Below are 19578 nucleotides of genomic sequence, written 5' to 3'. Positions count from 1 at the left end.
ATGACCGCTATCCAGTGGAGCGACGGCGCTCCGATCTACCGCCAGCTGAAGGAGCGCGTCGTCGCGATGATGCTCGACGGCGTGCTCAAGCCCGGCGACGCCCTGCCCTCCGTGAGGCAGGTCGCCGCCGACTACCAGCTCAATCCAATCACCGTCTCGCGCGCCTACCAGGAACTGGCGGACGAGGCTCTCGTCGAAAAACGCAGGGGTCTGGGCATGTACGTGACCGAAGAGGCCGCAAAGAAACTGCTCGTGAACGAACGCGAACGCTTCCTCACCGAGGAATGGCCGCTGGTGCTGGAACGCATCCTGCGGCTGGGGCTGAGCACCGAGGAACTGCTGGCCGCCGCGCCGGCCCAGGGAGGCACCCGATGAACGCCGCCAACCCCGTCGCAGCCGGCGACGTCGTGGTGCACGCCAGCGGCCTGCGCAAGGTCTACAAGAACAAGGTCGCGCTGGACGACACCACCTTCGAGATCCCCGCCGGGCGCATCGTCGGCCTGATCGGCCCCAACGGCGCCGGCAAGACCACCGCGCTCAAGGCGATGCTCGGGCTGATCCCGTTCGAGGGCCGGATGAGCGTGATCGGCCGCGACCCGCGCACCGAGCGCGACGAGCTGATGCGCGATGTCTGCTTCATCGCCGACGTCGCCGTGCTGCCGCGCTGGATCCGGGTCCGCGAGGCGATCGAGTTCGTCGCCGGCGTGCACCCGCGCTTCGACCGCGCCCGCTGCGAACGCTTCCTCGCCGGCACCCAGCTCAAGCCGCAGATGCGCGTGCGCGAGCTGTCCAAGGGCATGATCGTGCAGCTGCACCTGGCCCTGGTGATGGCGATCGACGCGAAGCTGCTGGTGCTCGACGAGCCCACGCTGGGCCTCGACATCCTCTACCGCAAGCAGTTCTACCAGCGCCTGCTGGAGGACTACTTCGACGAGGACAAGACCATCCTGATCACCACCCACCAGGTCGAGGAGGTCGAGCACATCCTCACCGACGTGATGTTCATCCGCGACGGCAAGGTCGTGCTCGACACCGGAATGGACACCCTGGGTGAGCGCTTTACCGAGGTGCTGGTCAACGCCGAGCAGGCCGACGCCGCCCGCGCGCTCAAGCCGGTCGACGAGCGGACCCTGCCGTTCGGCAAGACCGTAATGCTGTTCGACAACATCCCGCGCGACCGTCTGGCCGGCCTGGGCGAAACCCGCACGCCGGGCCTGGCCGACCTGTTCGTCGCCACCATGAAGGGGACTTACGCATGAACGCCCTCGACACCACCCTGCCCGCCGCCCCGCGCACCATCGCGCCGGCACACCCGACCCACAAGTTCAAGCTGCTGCTGCGACGGGAGTTCTGGGAGCACCGGGGCGGTTTCTTCTGGGCGCCGGTGATCGCCGGCGGCATCTCGCTGCTGCTGACGCTGATGGCGATTATCGTCGGGCTGGTGGCCGCCAACCGCGCCGCCGAGGCCGGCACGCTGGAACTCGACGGCGTCAACGTCAGCGGCCTCGACCTCGGCCAGCTCACCCAGCAGATGAGCCCGCAGGACATGGCCGAGTTCGCCGACGGCATCAACCTGAGCCTGTTCCTGGGCTCCGGCTGGCCCTTCATCGTGCTGGCGTTCGTGGTGTTCTTCTACTGCCTCGGCGCGCTGTACGACGAGCGCAAGGACCGCAGCGTGCTGTTCTGGAAGTCGCTGCCGCTGTCGGACGCGCAGACGGTGCTCTCCAAGGTCGCCAGCGCGGTGCTGGTGGCGCCGGCCATCGCGGTCGCGGTCGCGGTGGTCACGATGTTCGCCTTCATGGTGCTGATCAGCGCGGTGGTGGTGCTGCACGGCGGCAATGCCTGGACCCTGATCTGGGAGCCGGCCAGCCCGCTCAGCATCGTCGCCGGCCACATCGCCTGGATCCCGGTCTACGCCCTGTGGGCACTGCCGACCGTCGGCTGGCTGCTGCTGTGCTCGGTCTGGGCCCGCAGCGCGCCGTTCCTCTGGGCGGTGATGGTGCCGGTGTTCGCCGGGGTATTCGTCAGCTGGTTCAAGCTGATGGACGTCTTCAACATGGACGCCTCGTGGTTCTGGACCCACATCGTCGGCCGCCTGCTGCTGGGCACGGTGCCGGCCATCGACCAGATCTACCGCGACGACCTGGCCGAATCGATGTCCAACAACGGTCTGGAGAACATCGTCGGCGACCTGTCCTTCAGCCACCAGATCGCCAGCCTGGCCATGCCCGAACTGTGGATCGGCGCGATCGCCGGCGCAGTGATGATCCTCGGCGCCATCCGCCTGCGCCGCTGGCGCGACGAAGGCTGAGCCCGACCCACAGGAGGACACGCAGATGAGCATCCGCAACGCCGCATTGACCCTGTGCCTGCTGCTGCCCCTGGTCGCGCAGGCCGGGGAAGAAGCCAGCCCCGCCGGCATCGGCGAGGAAGTGAGCCGCGAACTGGGCGAAGCACGCCGCGAGGTGGCCGCCGACCTGGCCGAGGCCCGGCTGGAACTGACAACCGGAAACCTGCGCATCGACAACGGCCTGCAGTTCGGCCACCACGACAACACCGACGCCGATCCGCCGGTCCGCGCCGAGATCACCCCGCAGGGCGATCTCCTGATCGAGGGCGAGGCACAGGCCATCGACGCCGGGCAGCGCCGGCAGCTACTGGCCTACCGCGGCCAGGTGATCGGGATCGCGCTGGCGGGCATCGACATCGGCCAGCGCACGGCCGACGCGGCGTTGGCCGAAGTCGAGAACTCGTCGTGGATCGGCCTGCTGTTCGGGGCGATGAGCGGGCGGCTGGAGCGTCGCATCGAGCACGTCGTCAAGCAGGAGCTCGAACCCGCCATGCACGACCTCTGCCGGCAGTTGCCTGCGGTGATGGCTTCGCAGCAGCAACTGGCAACCAGCCTGCCGCAGTTCCGGCCCTACGCCACGCTTGAATCCGGCGACGTCGATGACTGCGAAAACATGATGCAGGAAGAATTCGCTTCGCTCTGACCGCAGGGACCCGACCATGACCCGCACATACCGCTTTGCCGTTTTCGCCTGCCTCGCCATCGTTGCACTGGCCGCCTGCAGCAATGACCAGCCCGCCCCGCCCGCCAACGGCGAGGACAGCTCCACCGGCGCCCAAACCGCCTTGGGCCGCACCGTCGAGAACGCGCTGGAGGAAGCCCGCGCCGAGATGGCCACCGGCAACCTCGGCATCGGCGGCGAGCTGGACATCCACGTCGGCGGCACCCGCATCAGCCGCGACGCGCCCCGCGACGCCGACGGCAACCCGCTGCCCAAAGCCGAGATCAGTCCCGACGGCGACCTGCTGATCGGTGGCGAAGCGGTCGCGGTGACGCCGGAGCAACGCGCCCTGCTGCTGGACTACCGCGGCCACGTGGTCGAGCTGGTCGAGACCGGCATGGCGCTGGGCGTCAAGGGTGCGGATCTGGGCATGCAGGCCGCCGGCGAGGCGCTGAAGAGCGTTATCACCGGTGGCACGGCCGATTTCGAGCAGCGCATCGAGGCGGAGGCCGCGAAGATCGAGGCCGAGGCGATGAAGCTCTGCGACGGCCTGCCCGCGATGCTGGAAACCCAGCAGCAGCTGGCCGCCTCGCTGCCCGAGTTCCGCCCCTACGCGACGATGGAGGCGAAGGACATCGACGAGTGCCGCGATGGCAGTCGCGGCAGCCATGCAGAGCGGGCCGAGCTGCGGGCCGGGGTGCGCGACGACATCCGCAGCGGCATCCGCGAATCCATCCGGAACGCGGTCCGCGCAACGGGGACCGGCGGCTCCGGCACCGGCAGCTCCGAAGCCGCCGAGGCCGAGGCGGCGGGCGAGTCCACCACGGAACCCGCCACCCCGTAACTCAGCCCTGGATCCCGCCGCGGGTCAGCGCGGCGGGGTCGAGCAGCCGACGCAGCTCCTTCTCCGGCATCCCGGTCACCTCGACCGCGACGTCCAGCACGGGCCTGCCCTCGCGGTAGGCCTGTTTCGCAATGGCCGCGGCCTTTTCGTAGCCGATGACCGGATTCAGCGCGGTCACCAGGATCGGGTTGCGGTCGAGCGCCTCGGCAACCTTGTCGCGCCGCACGTGCAGCCCGTCGATGGTGCTGTCGGCCAGCAGCCGCATCACGTTGGCCAGCAGCCGGATCGAGTCCAGCAGGTTGGCGGCGATCAGCGGCAGCATCACGTTGAGCTGGAAGTTGCCGCTCTGCCCCGCCACGGTGATCGCCGCGTGGTGGCCGATGACCTGCGCACAGACCATGCAGGCCGCCTCCGGCACCACCGGATTGACCTTGCCCGGCATGATCGAGCTGCCCGGCTGCAGCGCCGGCAGTTCCACCTCGCCCAGTCCCGCCAGCGGCCCCGAGTTCATCCAGCGCAGGTCGTTGGCGATCTTCATCAGCGCCACCGCCAGCGCGTTGAGCTGGCCGGACAGCTCCACCGCGTCGTCCTGCGAGGCGAGTCCCTCGAACTTGTCGTCGGCCGATTCGAACCGGGTACCGGCGAGCTTCGACAGCGCCTTCGCCATTGCCGCGCCGAAACGCGGGTCGGCGTTGATGCCGGTGCCGATCGCGGTGCCGCCGATCGGCAGCCGCCGCAGCCGCTTGAGCGCGTCCTCGACGCGGGCCTGGCCGGACGCCAGTTGCGACGACCAGGCGCCGAACTCCTGTCCGAAGGTCAGCGGCATCGCGTCCATCAGGTGGGTGCGGCCGGTCTTGGCGACCTTGCCGAGCGCGCGGCCGCGGCGGTCGATGGTCCGGCGCAGGTGCCGGATCGCCGGCAGCAGGTCCTCGACCACCGCCAGTTGCGCCGAGACCCGCAGCGCGGTCGGGATGACGTCGTTGGAGCTCTGGCCGAGGTTGACGTCGTCGTTCGGGTGCACGCCCGCCTTGCCGCGGACGGCGCGCGAGGCCAGCGTGGCGATCACCTCGTTGGCGTTCATGTTGCTCGACGTGCCCGAGCCGGTCTGGAACACGTCGACCGGGAACTGCCCGTCGTGCTCGCCGGCCGCCACCGCCAGCGCGGCCCTGCGGATGGCCGTCGAGCGGTTCTTCGGCAGCAGCCCGAAGCCGCCGTTGACCTCGGCCGCGGCCGCCTTGACCAGCCCCAGCGCCCGGATGAAGCCCCGCGGCATCGGCTGGCCGGAGACCGGGAAGTTCTGCACCGCGCGCTGGGTCTGCGCGCCCCACAGCGCGTCGGCGGGCACCTGCAGCTCGCCCATGCTGTCGTGTTCGATGCGGTAGTCGTGGCTGGCCATGGCGCTCCTCCGTCGGTTGCCGCGAGCATACGCGGGTGCCCGTGGGCGCCCGGTCCCGCCGGCGGCCCGCGCTAGAATGCGCGACTGTCCACCACCGCGCCGCGCCCCATGCCCGCCAACGTCGAAACCCAGCTCACCGCCCTTTCCCCGCTTGACGGCCGCTACGCCGGCAAGGTCGACGCGCTGCGCCCGATCTTCTCGGAGTACGGGCTGATCAGGGCGCGGGTGAAGGTCGAGGTCGAGTGGCTGCTGGCACTGGCGGCCGAGCCGGCGATCGCCGAGCTCCAGCCGTTCTCGGATGCCGCCGTCGCGCGCCTGCGCGCCCTCGCCGACGACCTGAGCGTCGCCGACGCAGCCCGGGTCAAGGAGATCGAGCGCACCACCAACCACGACGTCAAGGCGGTCGAGTACCTGATCAAGGAGCGGCTGAAGGACGACGCCGAGCTGGGTCCGGCGCTGGAGTTCGTCCACTTCGCCTGCACCTCCGAGGACATCAACAACCTGTCCTATTCGCTGATGCTTGCCGAGGCGCGCCGGGCGGTGCTGCTGCCGAAGCTCGACGAGCTGGTCGACAGGCTGCGCGCGATGGCGCACGACCACGCCGCGCTGCCGATGCTGTCGCGCACCCATGGCCAGACCGCCTCGCCGACCACCGTCGGCAAGGAGCTGGCCAACGTCGTCGCGCGCCTGCGCCGCCAGCGCGAAACCCTCGCCGCGGCGCCGATGCCGGGCAAGATCAACGGCGCGGTCGGCAACTACAACGCCCACCTGGCGGCGTACCCGGATTTCGACTGGCACGGTTTCGCGCAGCGCTTCGTGACCTCGCTGGGGCTCGACTGGCAGCCCTACACCACCCAGATCGAGCCGCACGACGGCATCGCCGAGACCTGCGACGCCCAGCGCCGCATCGACACCGTCTGCATCGACCTGTGCCGCGACGTCTGGGGCTACATCTCGCTGGGCTACTTCAAGCAGGCGGTGAAGGCCGGCGAAGTCGGCAGCTCGACCATGCCGCACAAGGTCAACCCGATCGACTTCGAGAACGCCGAGGGCAACTTCGGCATCGCCAACGCGCTGTTCGAGCATTTCGCCGCCAAGCTTCCGGTCAGCCGCTGGCAGCGCGACCTGACCGACTCGACCGTGCTGCGTGCGCTCGGCACCGCCTTCGGCCACGCGCTGATCGGCTTCGACGCGCTGCTGCGCGGGCTCGGCAAGCTGTCGGCCAACCCGGAGCGACTGGCCGCCGACCTCGACGCCTCGTGGGAGGTGCTGGCCGAGGCGGTGCAGACGGTGATGCGCCGCCACGGCCTGCCGAACCCGTACGAGCAGCTCAAGGCGCTGACCCGTGGCCAGGGCATCAACGAAACCTCGATGCGCGGGTTCATCAACGGCCTCGACCTGCCCGCCGACGCCAAGCAGCGCCTGCTGGAGATGACCCCGGGCAGCTACACCGGCCGCGCCGAACAGCTGGCCCGCGAGGTCTGACATGGCCACGCGCACGCGGCGGGCGCCGCCGAAGGCGCGTACCACGTCCGGCCCGGCCTTCGAGGTCGACGCCGCCCGCCTGCCGCCGCTGGGCATGCCGCCGGCGGAGTTCCTGCGCGACTACTGGCAGAAGCGCCCGCTGCTGGTCCGCAACGCCTTCCCTGGCTTCGTGTCGCCGATCCAGCCGGAGGACCTCGCCGGGCTGGCCTGCGAGGAGGCCGCGCTGTCACGCCTCGTCGCCCACGACGCCGCACACGACCGCTGGATGCTGCGCCACGGCCCGTTCCCCGAGGAGATGTTCCCGGAGATGCCCGACCATGACTGGACCCTGCTGGTCCAGGACGTGGACAAGTGGGACGCGGACGTCGCCGCCCTGCTCGCGCACTTCGGCTTCCTGCCGCGCTGGCGCATCGACGACGTCATGGTGTCGTTCGCCGCACCGGGCGGCTCGGTCGGCGCCCACGTCGACCAGTACGACGTGTTCCTGCTGCAGGCCCAGGGCCAGCGCCGCTGGCAGATCGACGCCAGCGAGGCGATGGGCCGGACGGCGCCGCCGCTGGACTTCCGCGACGACGTCGAACTGCGGCTGCTGCAGCGTTTCAACCCGACCCATGACTGGGTGCTCGGCCCCGGCGACATGCTCTACCTGCCGCCGGGCGTGCCGCACCACGGGGTCGCGGTCGATGCCTGCCTGACCTTCTCGGTCGGCATGCGCGCGCCGTCGGCGGCCGAGTTGCTGGGCGACTTCGTCGACACCCTCGCCGCCGATGCCGACGACGCGCTGCGTTACCGCGACCCGGGGCTGGCGCCGCCGAAGAGCCCGGGCGAGATCGACGCCGACGCCATGGAACGCGTGGTCGAGGCGCTCAACCTGCTGCGCATGAACGACCCGGAGCGGCTGGGCGACTGGTTCGGCCGCTTCATCACGGTCTATCGCAGCGGCGGCCAGGTGATGCCGGGCGAGGATGCGCGGTCGCGGATCGAGGTCGAATGGGACCTGCAACAGGGCGCGCGCCTGCACCGCCACCCGTTCTCGCGGATGGCGTGGCGCAAGGCAAAACGCGGCGCCCGGCTCTATGTCAACGGCGCGGGACACGCGCTGCCCGCCCGCGACGCCGCCCGAATCGCCGACAACGCGGTGCTCGACGGCCCGCTCTACGCCAGCCTGTCGGAAGCCGGGCGCGACCGCGTGTTCGAGCTGATGCGCGAAGGCCACTACCACCTCGACCTCAGGCAGGACGACGAATGAACACGCCGGGCTTCACCGTCCAGCCGATCGGCTACGAGGACGGCCTGCCCGCCCTGCGCCAGGTGCGCGAGACCGTGTTCGTGCAGGAACAGGGCGTGCCGCTGGCGCTCGAATGGGACGAGCTGGACCCGCTGTGCCACCACGTCATCGCCCGCGACGACGGCGGCCACCCGATCGGCACCGGCCGCCTGACCCCGCGCCACACCATCGGCCGCATGGCGGTGCTCGCCGACTGGCGCGGGCGCGGCGTCGGCGACGCCCTGCTGCGGGCGCTGGTCGCGCAGGCGCGCGGACTGGGCTGGCGCGAGCTGTCCCTGCACGCGCAGGTCGCGGCGATCGGCTTCTACGCCCGCCACGGCTTCCTGCCATTCGGCGAGCGCTTCATGGAGGCCGGCATCGCGCACCAGTCGATGCGGCTGCTGGTCGACGCGCCCAACCCGGTGGACAGCCGCGAGGCCGCCATCGCCGCCACCCTCGGGGTGGTCGCGGGGGCCCGGCGGCGGCTGGACATCTACAGCCGCGAGCTCGACCCCGGCCTGCTCGACGTCCCCGAGGTCGTGGCCGCGCTGCGCCGGCTGGCCGTCGCCGGCGCGGACATCCGGATCCTGCTTCAGGACCCGGCCGAACCACGCCGCGCGCTGGCGCCGTTGATCAACCTCGGCCAGCGCCTGTCCAGCGCGTTCGCGTTCCGCGCGATCGAGGAACCGGCCGACCGCGCCTACCCGTCGGCCTATCTGGGCAACGACGCCGGCGGGTTCTACTTCCGGCCGCTCGGCCATCGCTTCGACGGCGAAACACGGCTCGACGCGCCCGCGCGCACCCGGCAACTGCGGTACGCCTTCGACCCGGTCTGGGAGCGCGCCCGCCCCTGCACCGAGTTCCGTGCCCTGCAGATCTGAACCCCACCAAACCCGCCTTCACAGAAAACGGCAACAGTCCGTTCCGCCCGTTTTTCACTGGCCGGAACCCTGTCGGTGGGGGCTATAATTCGGGATTCTGAGCGCCTGAATAGCGGTCCAGCGACGCGATCGGGCGATCCCCGCCTCTCCCACTCGAGTATTCCGTTGCCATTGTGGACAGTCTCCTGAAGCAGTTCTCCCAGTCTTCGCAGCTCGGCGCCAACGCCGCCTATATCGAAGACCTGTATGAGCAGTATCTGGTCGCGCCCGAGAGCGTGGGTCCGAAATGGCAGGCGTATTTCGACACGTTCAAGGGCCACGAGGCCGGTGACGTCCCGCATTCGGCCGTCATCCACGCGATGGCCGACGCCGGCAAGCGCGGCACCACGACGGTTGCGACCGGCGGCGGCGACGCCCGCGAACGCGCCGTCGGCAAGCTGATCACCGCGTACCGTTCGCGCGGCCACCTGGGCGCCAACCTCGACCCGCTGGGCCTGCTGGAGAACCCCGACGCACCGGACCTGGACCTGGGCTTCCACGGCCTGTCCGGCAACGACCTCGGCGCCGAATTCAGCACCGGCGGCGTCGCCGGCCACGAGCGCATGAAGCTCGGCGACCTGCTCGCCCGCCTCAAGGCGACCTACACCGGCTCGATCGGCGCGGAGTTCATGCACATCACCGACGCCGGCCAGCGTCGCTGGATCTACGAGCGGCTGGAGAAGGCCGGCGGCAACTACGGCCGCAGCGTCGACCAGAAGAAGCGCATCCTCGAGCGCCTGACTGCGGCCGAGGGCCTGGAGCGCTACCTCGGCACCAAGTACGTCGGCCAGAAGCGCTTCTCGCTGGAAGGCGGCGACGCGCTGATCCCGCTGATGGACACCACCATCCGCCGCGCCGGCGAGCAGGGCATCAAGGACGTCGTCATCGGCATGGCCCACCGCGGCCGCCTCAACGTGCTGGTCAACACCCTCGGCAAGCCGCCGCGGCAGCTGTTCGACGAGTTCGAGGGCAAGTTCGAGCACGTCCACGCCGACCTCGCCCACACCGGCGACGTCAAGTACCACATGGGTTTCTCGGCCGACGTCGCCACCCCGGGTGGCCCGGTCCACCTGGCGCTGGCGTTCAACCCGTCGCACCTGGAGATCGTCGACCCGGTGGTCGCCGGCTCGGTGCGTTCGCGCCAGACCCGCCGTGGTGACAAGGGCCGCGGCCAGGTGCTGCCGGTGCTGATGCACGGCGACGCCGCGTTCGCCGGCCAGGGCGTGGTGATGGAGCTGCTGCAGATGTCGCAGGCGCGCGGCTTCGCCGTCGGCGGCACCGTGCACATCGTCATCAACAACCAGGTCGGCTTCACCACCTCCGAGCGCCAGGACGCCCGCTCCACGCTGTACTGCACCGACGTCGCCAAGATGGTCGGCGCGCCCGTGCTGCACGTGAACGGCGACGACCCGGAAGCCGTGGTGTTCTGCGCCGAGCTGGCGCTGGACTTCCGCAACGAGTTCGGCAAGGACGTGGTCATCGACCTGGTCTGCTACCGCCGCCACGGCCACAACGAGGCCGACGAGCCGGCCGCGACCCAGCCGCTGATGTACCAGGTGATCCGCAAGCACAAGACGCCGCGCGACCTCTACGCGCAGCAACTCGTCGCCGAGGGCACCCTGTCGGACGACGACGCCAAGGCCGTCGTCGACGCCTACCGTGACAAGCTCGACCAGGGCGTGGTCACCACCGACCTGGCCGACAGCCGCGACGACGAGTTCACCATCGACTGGTCGAAGTACCTGACCGGCAAGCTGTCCGATCCGGTCGACACCACCTTCGACCGCGCCGCGCTGGACGGCCTCGCCACCGCGATCAACAACATCCCGGACGAGGTCAGGCTGCACGCCCGCGTCGCCAAGATCTACGACGACCGCCGCAAAATGGCCGCCGGCGAGCAGTCCGGCGACTGGGGCTTCGCCGAGAACCTCGCCTACGCGACCCTGCTGAGCGAGGGCTACAAGCTGCGCCTGGTCGGCCAGGACAGCGGCCGCGGCACCTTCTTCCACCGCCACGCGATCCTGCACGACCAGGCGACGGACGATTACCACCTGCCGCTGCGCCAGCTGGTCAAGAACCCGACCGACCTGACCATCATCGACTCGCTGCTCAGCGAGGAGGCGGTGATGGCGTTCGAGTACGGCTACTCCACCGCCGACCCGATGACGCTGGACATCTGGGAAGCCCAGTTCGGCGACTTCGCCAACGGCGCCCAGGTCGTGATCGACCAGTTCCTGTCGTCGGGCGAGGCCAAGTGGGGCCGGCTGTGCGGCCTGGCGCTGTTCCTGCCGCACGGCTACGAAGGCCAGGGCCCCGAGCACAGCTCGGCGCGGCTGGAGCGCTTCCTCCAGCTGTGCGCGCTCGACAACATGATGGTCTGCGTGCCGACCACCCCGGCGCAGGCGTACCACATGATCCGCCGCCAGATGCGCATGCCGACCCGCAAGCCGCTGGTGGTGATGACGCCCAAGTCGCTGCTGCGCCACAAGCTGGCGGTGTCGACGCTGGACGAACTGGCCACCGGCAGCTTCCAGAAGCTCATCCCAGACGCCAATGCCGACGCGAAGAAGGTCAAGCGCGTGGTGTTGTGCTCCGGCAAGGTCTACTACGACCTGGTCGAGGACGCCGCCAAGCGCGGCGCCGAGGACGCCGCCATCGTCCGCGTGGAGCAGCTGTACCCGTTCCCGCGCGAGGAGCTGGCCGCCGAGCTCAAGCGTTTCGGCAAGGCCGCCGACGTGGTCTGGTGCCAGGAAGAGCCGCAGAACCAGGGCGCGTGGTACCAGATCCGCCACCACCTGACCGCCTGCCTCGCCAAGGGCCAGTCGCTGCACTACGCCGGACGCGCGCGTTCGCCGTCGCCGGCCGCCGGCCACTTCGCCGACCACGTGGCCGAGCAGACCAAGCTCGTCGCCGACGCACTGGTCAACCCGCCGCAGGGCGAGAACTCGCCCGACTGATCGCCCTGCCCTCCACCCTTCGACTTTCCCTTTAACACGCAATCCAGGATGCCCGCCCCATGAGCACCGAGATCAAAGTTCCGGTCCTGCCCGAGTCCGTCTCCGACGCCACCATCGCCACGTGGCACAAGAAGCCCGGCGACGCGGTCAAGCGCGACGAGAACCTGGTCGACCTCGAGACCGACAAGGTCGTGCTGGAAGTCCCGTCGCCGGTCGACGGCGTGCTCAAGGAGATCAAGTTCGACAGCGGCGCGACCGTGACCAGCGACCAGGTGCTCGCGCTGGTCGAGGAAGGCGCGGCCGGCGGCAACACCGACGGTGCCAAGGCCAAGGCCGACGCCAGCGCCGACGCCAAGAACGACGCCGCCGCCACCGCCGAAGCCAAGCCGGTGCAGGCCAAGGCCGAAGCCGCCAAGCCGGCCTCGAAGCCGGCCGCCGGCAACGACCTGCCGCCGGGCGCGCGCTTCACCGCCGCGAAGGAGGGCATCGACCCGTCGCAGGTCGAAGGCACCGGCCGCCGCGGCGCGGTCACCAAGGAAGACCTGCTGAACTACGCCAGGAACGCAGGCGTCGGCAAGGCCAGCGGCAACCGCGCCGAGGAGCGCGTGCCGATGACCCGCATGCGCGCCCGCATCGCCGAGCGCCTGATGCAGTCGAAGAACTCGACCGCGATGCTGACCTCCTCCAACGAGGTCAACATGAAGGCCGTCATGGACATGCGCAAGGCGCAGGGCGAGGCCTTCCAGAAGGCCTACGGCATCAAGCTCGGCTTCATGAGCTTCTTCGTCAAGGCCGCCGCCAACGCGCTGAAGCGCTACCCGCTGGTCAACGCCTCGGTCGACGGCAACGACATCATCTACCACGGCTACGCCGACATCTCGATCGCGGTGTCGACCGACAAGGGCCTGGTCACGCCGGTGCTGCGCAACGCCGAGTCGATGGGCTTTGCCGAGGTCGAGCAGGCCATCGACGGCTACGCCCGGGCGGCGCGCGAGGGCGGCCTCAAGCTCGAGGACCTGCAGGGCGGCACCTTCACCATCACCAACGGCGGCACCTTCGGTTCGCTGTTCTCCACGCCGATCATCAACCCGCCGCAGTCGGCGATCCTCGGCATGCACGCCATCAAGGAGCGCGCGATCGTCGAGAACGGCCAGGTCGTCGCCGCGCCGATGATGTACATCGCGCTGAGCTACGACCACCGCATCATCGACGGCAAGGACGCGGTGCTGTTCCTGGTCGACATCAAGAACCAGCTCGAGAACCCGCACCGCATGCTGCTGGGCATGTAATTGCCCGCCCAAAGCCCCGCCCTGCGCGGGGCTTTACGCAACGAGCCACAAGGATCATTGAAATGAGCGAACAGCAGAACTTCGACGTCGTCGTGATCGGTGCCGGCCCGGCCGGCTACCACGCGGCGATCCGCGCCGCCCAGCTGGGCCTGAAGACCGCGTGCATCGACGCCGCGCTCGGCAAGGACGGCAAGCCGGCCCTCGGCGGCACCTGCCTGCGCGTGGGCTGCATTCCGTCCAAGGCGCTGCTCGACTCCTCGCGCCAGTTCTGGAACATGGGCCACCTGTTCGGCGACCACGGCATCAGCTTCAAGGATGCGCAGATGGACGTCGGACAGATGGTCGGCCGCAAGGACAAGATCGTGAAGCAGTTCACCGGCGGCATCGCGATGCTGTTCAAGGCGAACAAGGTCAGCGCGTTCTATGGCTTCGGCACCCTGCACAAGGGCAACGTGGTCAAGGTCAGGCAGCACGACGGCTCGGAAGTCGAGCTCAAGGGCACCAACGTCATCATCGCCGCCGGTTCGGACTCGATCGAACTGCCGTTCGCGAAGTTCGACGGCGAGGCCATCGTCGACAATGCCGGCGCGCTGGACTTCGAGTCGGTGCCCAAGCGCCTGGGCGTGATCGGCGCCGGCGTGATCGGCCTGGAGCTGGGCAGTGTGTGGAAGCGCCTCGGCGCCGAAGTCACCATCCTCGAAGCCCTGCCCGACTTCCTCGCCGCGGCCGATGCCGAGGTCGCCAAGACCGCGGCGCGCGAGTTCAAGAAGCAGGGTCTGGACATCAGGCTCGGCGCGAAGGTCAGCAAGGCCGAAGTGAAGGGCAAGGGCAAGTCGAAGGAAGTCCACCTGACCTACACCGACGGCAAGGGCGAGCAGTCGATCGTGGTCGACAAGCTGCTGGTCGCCGTGGGCCGTCGCGCAGCCAGCAAGAACCTGCTGGCCGATGGCACCGGTGTCAAGCTTGACGACCGCGGCCGGATCGAGGTCGACGAGCACTGCCACACCGGTGTCGACGGCGTCTGGGCGATCGGCGACTGCGTGCGCGGCCCGATGCTGGCGCACAAGGGCTTCGAGGAAGGCATCGCGGTCGCCGAGTTGATCGCCGGCCTGCCGGGCCACGTCAACCTGGACACCATCCCGTGGGTGATCTACACCGAGCCGGAAATCGCCTGGGTCGGCAAGACCGAGCAGCAGCTCAAGGACGAAGGCACCCCGTACAAGACCGGCAGCTTCCCGTTCGCGGCAATCGGCCGCGCGGTCGCGATGGGCGAGCCCGCGGGCTTCGTCAAGGTGATCGCGCACGAGGAAACCGACCGCGTGCTCGGCATGCACCTGGTCGGCGTCGGCGTTTCCGAACTGGTCCACGAAGGCGTGCTGACGATGGAGTTCAACGGCTCGGCCGACGACCTCGCCCGCATCTGCCACGCCCACCCGACCCTGTCGGAGGCGATCCACGACGCGGCCATGGCGGTCAGCAAGCGCGCCATCCACAAGGCCAACTGACCGTAAACACAGACTGCGTTGGGATCATGCGGCTGCCCCGGTGCGTCGTGCCTTGACGCGCACCGGAGCAGCCACTGCATGACGAAACACGCAATCGACCACACCCCCCTCTGGACACTGGCGGTCCCGCTTGCCAGCGTCCTGATCCTGTTGCTGTCCTGGCTGGCGCCGGGTCTCCCAGGCCTGGTGCCGCTGCTGGTCCTCGGGCTCGGCGGCAGTGTCATCGCCTCCGTCCACCACGCCGAGGTCATCGCCCACCGCATCGGCGAGCCGTTCGGCACCATCGTGCTGGCGCTGGCGGTCACCGTCATCGAAGTCGCACTGATCGTCTCGATGATGCTTTCCGGCGGCGAGGCCACCAGCGCGCTCGCCCGCGACACCGTCTTCGCCGCGGTGATGATCATCCTCAACGGCATCATCGGCGTGAGCCTGCTGGCCGGCGGCCGGCGCCACCACGAGCAGGGCTTCGGCCTGAAGGGCGTCAGCTCGGGGCTGGCGACGCTGACGGTGATCGTGATCTTCACCCTGGTGTTGCCCAACTACGCCACCAGCGCCTCGGGCCCGACGTACACCTCCAGCCAACTGGTCTTCATCGCGGTCGCGACGCTGGTACTGTTCGGCGGCTTCACCTTCATCCAGACGGTGCGTCACCGCGACTACTTCCTTCCCGCCGACGAGGAGGACGGGGACGACCCGGGCGAGCACGCCGAGCCGCCGACCACCCGCGAGGCGCTGGCCAGCCTGGGGATGCTGCTGGTCGCGCTGGTCGCGGTGGTGCTGAGCGCCAAGGGCATCTCGCCGTCGATCGAGTACCTGCTGGACGTGCTGGGTGCGCCGGCGGCCACGCTCGGCATCCTGATCGCCGGCATCGTGCTGCTGCCGGAGGGCGTGGCAGCAGTGCGGGCGGCGATCCACAACCGCCTGCAAACCAGCCTCAACCTCGCGATCGGCTCGGCCATCGCCAGTATCGGGCTGACCGTGCCCACCGTGGCGGTGCTGTCGCTGCTGATGGGCTGGCCGCTCGCGCTCGGCCTCGACGACAAGTCGACGATGCTGCTGGTCACGACCCTGTTCGTCGCGTCGCTGTCGCTGCGCACCGGCCGCACAAACATCCTGCTGGGGCTGGTCCACATCGTGATGTTCGCGGCCTACCTGTTCCTGAGTTTCGTGCCCTGAGGAGGCCAGCGTGCGTACCGTCTGCGTCTATTGCGGTTCAAACACCGGCGCCCGCCCGGTCTACGCGGAGCGCGCCGCCGCCCTCGGTGCCCGGCTGGCCCGCGAAGACGTCGCGGTGGTCTACGGCGGCGGCAACGTCGGGCTGATGGGCGTGGTCGCCGATGCCGCGCTGGCGGCCGGCGGCGAGGTCATCGGCGTCATCCCCGAGCAGCTGGTCGGCTGGGAGGTCGCGCACACCGGGCTGACCCGGCTCGAGGTCGTCGCCAACATGCACGAGCGCAAGGCGCGCATGTTCGACCTGTCGGACGGTTTCATCGCCCTGCCCGGCGGCTTCGGCACCCTGGACGAGATGTTCGAGATGCTGACCTGGCGCCAGCTCGGGATCGGCGACAAGCCGTGCGCGTTCCTCGACGTCGAAGGCTTCTTCGCGCCGCTGGTGGCGATGATGGAGACGATGGTGGCCGAGCGCTTCCTGCACCCCGACCAGCGCCGCGACCTGTGGCACGGCGACGACATCGACGCGATGCTCGGCTGGATGCGCGCCTACCGCCCCGCCCGCGCCGACAAGTGGCTCGACGGGAAACGCCGCGGCGAGCTGCGCTGACCGCCGCGGGACAGGCACCCGCGCGTTTGTCGCACAATGACGGTCCCCCATGACGGTGCCCGCGACATGTCGATCCCCGCCCGTTTCAACGCTTTCCGCATCCACAACGACGACACCGGCTATCGCAGCGGCATCGAGCCGGTGTCCATCGACGACCTCGCCGCCGGCGAGATCGTGATCCGGACCGCGTGGTCGTCGGTCAACTTCAAGGACGCGCTGGCGGGTACCGGCGAAGGCAAGATCCTGCGGCGCTTCCCGCTCGTCGGCGGGATCGACGTCGCCGGCCACGTGGTGGCCTCGGCCGACCCGGCGTTCCGCGAAGGCGACGCCGTGGTGGCCACCGGTTCCGGCCTGAGCGAGACCCGCGACGGCGGCTACAGCGAGTACGCCCGGCTGGAGGCACGCTGGGCGATCCCGCTACCGCCCGGCCTCGACCTGCGCGAGAGCATGGTGATCGGCACCGCCGGTTTCACCGCGGCACTGGCGCTGTTCCGGATGCGCGAGAACCGGCAGACACCCGAGCTCGGCCCGCTGGCGGTGACCGGCGCGACAGGCGGCGTCGGTTCACTCGCGCTCGACATCTTCAGCCGCGCCGGCTACGAGGTGCACGCGATCAGTGGCAAGGCCGAACAGCACGACTACCTGAAGTCGATCGGCGCCAGCGAGGTGCTCGGCCGCGACGCGCTGGCCACCACCCGTCCGATGGAGTCGGCCCGCTTCGGCGGCGGGCTGGACAACGTCGGCGGGCCGATGCTGACCAGCCTGCTGGCGCAGACCGCTCCCTACGGCAACGTCGCCAGCGCCGGGCTGGCCGCCTCGCCGGCGCTGGACGCCACCGTCATGCCCTTCATCATCCGTGGCGTCTCGCTGCTGGGCGTCGCCTCTGCCGGCACCGCGCGCGACGTCCGTGAAGCAGTCTGGCAGCACCTCGCGAGCGACTGGAAGCCGCGACACCTGGACCGCATCTGCACCCGCGAGGCGACCCTGCAGGAGCTGCCGGACGTGTTTGCGACGATGCTTAGGGGCGGCTCGCTGGGCCGGACGGTGGTCCGGCTGTAGTCCCCGCCGCGGCCCGCGATCCGGGCCGGCCGTTTGCGGCGGCGGCGCGCCTCGCTACAATCGCCCCGTTCAACCGGGGAAACCACATGGCGCGCATTCTGATCGTCGACGACTCGCCGTCGCAGCTGATGGGCATTCGCCGCATCGTCGAAAAGCTGGGCCATGAAGCCATGACCGCCGAGGACGGCGCCGCCGGCGTCGAGGCCGCCAAGCGCGAGTTGCCCGATCTGGTCCTGATGGACGTGGTGATGCCGAACCTCAACGGCTTCCAGGCGACCCGCTCGATCTGCCGTGACGATAGCACCCGCCACATCCCGGTCGTGCTGGTGACCACCAAGGACCAGGACACCGACCGCGTGTGGGGCATGCGCCAGGGCGCGAAGGCCTACATCACCAAGCCGTTCAACGAGGACGAGCTGGCCGAGGTCATCGGCCAGCTGCTGCCGGGCTGAACTCAGGCGCGGCGCCAGTCGCCGCCGAACGCATCGCGCAGGGCTTCGTAGGCGGCGGTCTGTTCACCGCTGGCCGGGGTCGGCGCCAGAACTTCCAGCTCCACGATCTGGTCGCCGTCGACCGGCTTGCCCGGCAGGCCGCGGCCACGCAGGCGCAGCTTGCGCCCGGCCTCCGAGCGCGGCGGGATCTTCAGTTCCACCGCCCCGCCCAGCGTCGGCACGCTGATGCTGGCGCCCAGCGCGGCCTCCCACGGCGCCACCGGCAGCACGTGGATGATGTTGCGGCCGTCGACCTCGAACTGCGGATGCGCGGCGTACTCGACCTCCAGCAGCAGGTCGCCGCCGTTGCCGCCCTGCCCGCCCAGCCGGATCGCCTGGCCCTCGCGGATACCCTTGGGGACGCGCACGTCGAGGGTCTTGCCGTTGATCCCGATCCGCACGCTGTCACCGGAATAGACGGTCTCCAGCGGCACCGCGAGCTTGGCGCGGGTATCGGCGCGCGGCCGCCCGCCGGGCGCACCGCCAAAACCGGGCTGCACCCCGGGGCCGCCGCGCCCGCGGCCGAACAGGCTTTCGAAGAAGTCGCTGAAACCACCACCGGCGCCGCCGCCGGCAAAGATCTCCTCGAAATCGACGCCGCCCGGGGCGCCGCCGAAGCCACCCGGCGGCGGCTGGACGTCGTCGCCCGGCCGGTAGCCGCGGGCACGCAGCTGGTCGTAGGCGGCGCGCTTCTGCGGGTCGCGCAGTGCCTCGTAGGCCTCGTTGATCGCCTTGAACCGCTCCTCGGCGTCGGCCTCCTTGCTGACGTCGGGGTGGAACTTGCGCGCAAGCCGCCGGTAGGCGGTCTTGATCTCGGCCTCGCCTGCGCTGGGCTCAAGCCCGAGGATGTCGTAGTAATCCTTGAACTGCATCTGTCGCTCCGGTCATCGGCTGGCGCGCACCGCACCAGCAAGGCACAGCGGCCGTCGACACAGGGTATGCATCGACGGGGCCGGCGCAAGGGCAAGCGCGTCCCCCCGGCGCGTCGCGCCGACACCGGCTTCAAGCGTTCGCGCCTACACTGCGCCTTCCCTCAAGGAGAACCCCATGAGCATCAAGGTCGGCGACCACCTCCCCGAAGTCACCCTGCAGCGTATCCGCGACGGCGTCGAAACCGTCGACACCAGCGCCCTGTTCGACCACAGCAAGGTCGTCATCTTCGCCGTGCCCGGCGCGTTCACCCCGACCTGCTCGGAGAAGCACCTGCCCAGCTACGTGGCGCACTTCGGGCAGTTCCGCGACAAGGGCATCGAGGTCGCCTGCATCTCGGTCAACGATCCGTTCGTGATGCAGGCCTGGGGCGAAAGCCAGAACGTGCCGGACGGGATGATGATGCTGGCCGACGGCAACGCCGACTTCACCCGGGCGCTGGGGCTGGAGCTCGACGCGAGCGCCTACGGCATGGGCACGCGGGCCAAGCGATTCGCGCTTTACGCGGAGGATGGCGTGGTCCGCAACCTGTGCGTCGAGGCGCCGGGCGAGTACCGCGTGTCTTCGGCCGAACACATGCTCGAACAGATCGGCTGACGGCCGGCCCGGGCCCAACGAAGAACGCCGCCCCGGGAGGCGGCGTT

The 19578-nt window shown here is 69.8% G+C and carries 18 protein-coding genes; 16 read left to right on the top strand and 2 right to left on the bottom strand.

Features of this window, described 5'->3' with window-relative positions; genetic code table 11:
* Genes N799_RS03860 through N799_RS03840 form a run of 5 tightly spaced genes read left to right on the top strand, consistent with a single transcriptional unit; the run spans position 1 to position 3855 of the window.
* Positions 1–375 carry a GntR family transcriptional regulator gene (locus tag N799_RS03860; RefSeq protein WP_036208130.1) on the top strand — a complete coding sequence of 125 codons (375 nt, stop codon included), beginning with the start codon at positions 1–3 and terminating at the stop codon, positions 373–375.
* Positions 372–1259 carry an ABC transporter ATP-binding protein gene (locus N799_RS03855; protein ID WP_036208128.1) on the top strand — a complete coding sequence of 296 codons (888 nt, stop codon included), beginning with the start codon at positions 372–374 and terminating at the stop codon, positions 1257–1259. The genes N799_RS03860 and N799_RS03855 overlap by 4 nt, the downstream gene beginning before the upstream one ends.
* Positions 1256–2311, top strand: coding sequence for a hypothetical protein (locus tag N799_RS03850; protein WP_238978725.1), 1056 nt, complete (start codon positions 1256–1258; stop codon positions 2309–2311). The genes N799_RS03855 and N799_RS03850 overlap by 4 nt, the downstream gene beginning before the upstream one ends.
* Before the next feature lie 25 nt (positions 2312–2336).
* Positions 2337–2993, top strand: coding sequence for a hypothetical protein (locus N799_RS03845; RefSeq protein WP_036208126.1), 657 nt, complete (start codon positions 2337–2339; stop codon positions 2991–2993).
* Between the two features lie 16 nt (positions 2994–3009).
* The gene (locus tag N799_RS03840; RefSeq protein WP_036208123.1) at positions 3010–3855 is read left to right on the top strand and encodes a YggN family protein; all 846 of its coding nucleotides are present in this window, start codon (positions 3010–3012) and stop codon (positions 3853–3855) included.
* 1 nt (position 3856) lies between these two features.
* Here N799_RS03840 and N799_RS03835 read toward each other — a convergent pair whose 3' ends face one another.
* Positions 3857–5251: a class II fumarate hydratase gene (locus N799_RS03835; protein ID WP_036208120.1), complete on the bottom strand. Its 1395-nt coding sequence runs from the start codon at positions 5249–5251 to the stop codon at positions 3857–3859.
* A 108-nt stretch (positions 5252–5359) separates the two neighbouring features.
* Between N799_RS03835 and purB the strand changes: the two genes are divergently transcribed.
* The 10 genes from purB to N799_RS03785 all read left to right on the top strand — a co-directional run bounded on the left by purB (position 5360) and on the right by N799_RS03785 (position 17965).
* Positions 5360–6736, top strand: coding sequence for an adenylosuccinate lyase (purB, locus tag N799_RS03830; RefSeq protein ID WP_036208117.1), 1377 nt, complete (start codon positions 5360–5362; stop codon positions 6734–6736).
* A gap of 1 nt (position 6737) precedes the next feature.
* The gene (locus N799_RS03825) at positions 6738–7985 is read left to right on the top strand and encodes a cupin domain-containing protein (protein ID WP_036208114.1); all 1248 of its coding nucleotides are present in this window, start codon (positions 6738–6740) and stop codon (positions 7983–7985) included.
* Complete coding sequence (locus N799_RS03820; protein ID WP_036208111.1) at positions 7982–8884, top strand: GNAT family N-acetyltransferase; 903 nt, start codon at positions 7982–7984, stop codon at positions 8882–8884. The genes N799_RS03825 and N799_RS03820 overlap by 4 nt, the downstream gene beginning before the upstream one ends.
* Before the next feature lie 173 nt (positions 8885–9057).
* Positions 9058–11880, top strand: a complete 2823-nt coding sequence (locus tag N799_RS03815) for a 2-oxoglutarate dehydrogenase E1 component (protein WP_036208109.1) — start codon at positions 9058–9060, stop codon at positions 11878–11880.
* 59 nt (positions 11881–11939) lie between these two features.
* Positions 11940–13169 carry a dihydrolipoyllysine-residue succinyltransferase gene (gene sucB, locus N799_RS03810; protein WP_036208106.1) on the top strand — a complete coding sequence of 410 codons (1230 nt, stop codon included), beginning with the start codon at positions 11940–11942 and terminating at the stop codon, positions 13167–13169.
* A gap of 62 nt (positions 13170–13231) precedes the next feature.
* On the top strand, positions 13232–14674 hold the full coding sequence (gene lpdA, locus N799_RS03805; protein ID WP_036208103.1) for a dihydrolipoyl dehydrogenase: 1443 nt from the start codon (positions 13232–13234) through the stop codon (positions 14672–14674).
* A 78-nt stretch (positions 14675–14752) separates the two neighbouring features.
* A complete protein-coding gene (locus N799_RS03800) occupies positions 14753–15850 on the top strand; it encodes a calcium:cation antiporter (RefSeq protein ID WP_036208101.1) in 1098 nt (365 codons plus the stop codon).
* A 10-nt stretch (positions 15851–15860) separates the two neighbouring features.
* The gene (locus N799_RS03795; RefSeq protein ID WP_036208099.1) at positions 15861–16454 is read left to right on the top strand and encodes an LOG family protein; all 594 of its coding nucleotides are present in this window, start codon (positions 15861–15863) and stop codon (positions 16452–16454) included.
* Positions 16455–16520: 66 nt separating this feature from the next.
* Complete coding sequence (locus N799_RS03790; protein ID WP_036208097.1) at positions 16521–17513, top strand: acrylyl-CoA reductase family protein; 993 nt, start codon at positions 16521–16523, stop codon at positions 17511–17513.
* Positions 17514–17599: 86 nt separating this feature from the next.
* A complete protein-coding gene (locus N799_RS03785; protein ID WP_036208095.1) occupies positions 17600–17965 on the top strand; it encodes a response regulator in 366 nt (121 codons plus the stop codon).
* 2 nt (positions 17966–17967) lie between these two features.
* Here the strand turns inward: N799_RS03785 and N799_RS03780 are convergent, their stop codons facing one another.
* Entirely contained in the window at positions 17968–18876 is a 909-nt protein-coding gene (locus N799_RS03780; RefSeq protein ID WP_036208094.1) for a DnaJ C-terminal domain-containing protein, read from the bottom strand.
* Between the two features lie 175 nt (positions 18877–19051).
* Here N799_RS03780 and N799_RS03775 point away from each other — a divergent pair, with 175 nt between their 5' ends.
* A complete protein-coding gene (locus N799_RS03775) occupies positions 19052–19531 on the top strand; it encodes a peroxiredoxin (RefSeq protein ID WP_036208092.1) in 480 nt (159 codons plus the stop codon).
* The last annotated feature ends 47 nt before the right edge of the window (positions 19532–19578 follow it).

The sequence above is a fragment of the Lysobacter arseniciresistens ZS79 genome (assembly GCF_000768335.1).
Taxonomy (GTDB): Bacteria; Pseudomonadota; Gammaproteobacteria; order Xanthomonadales; family Xanthomonadaceae; genus Novilysobacter; species Novilysobacter arseniciresistens.
This window is presented reverse-complemented; position numbering and strand designations above follow the sequence as displayed.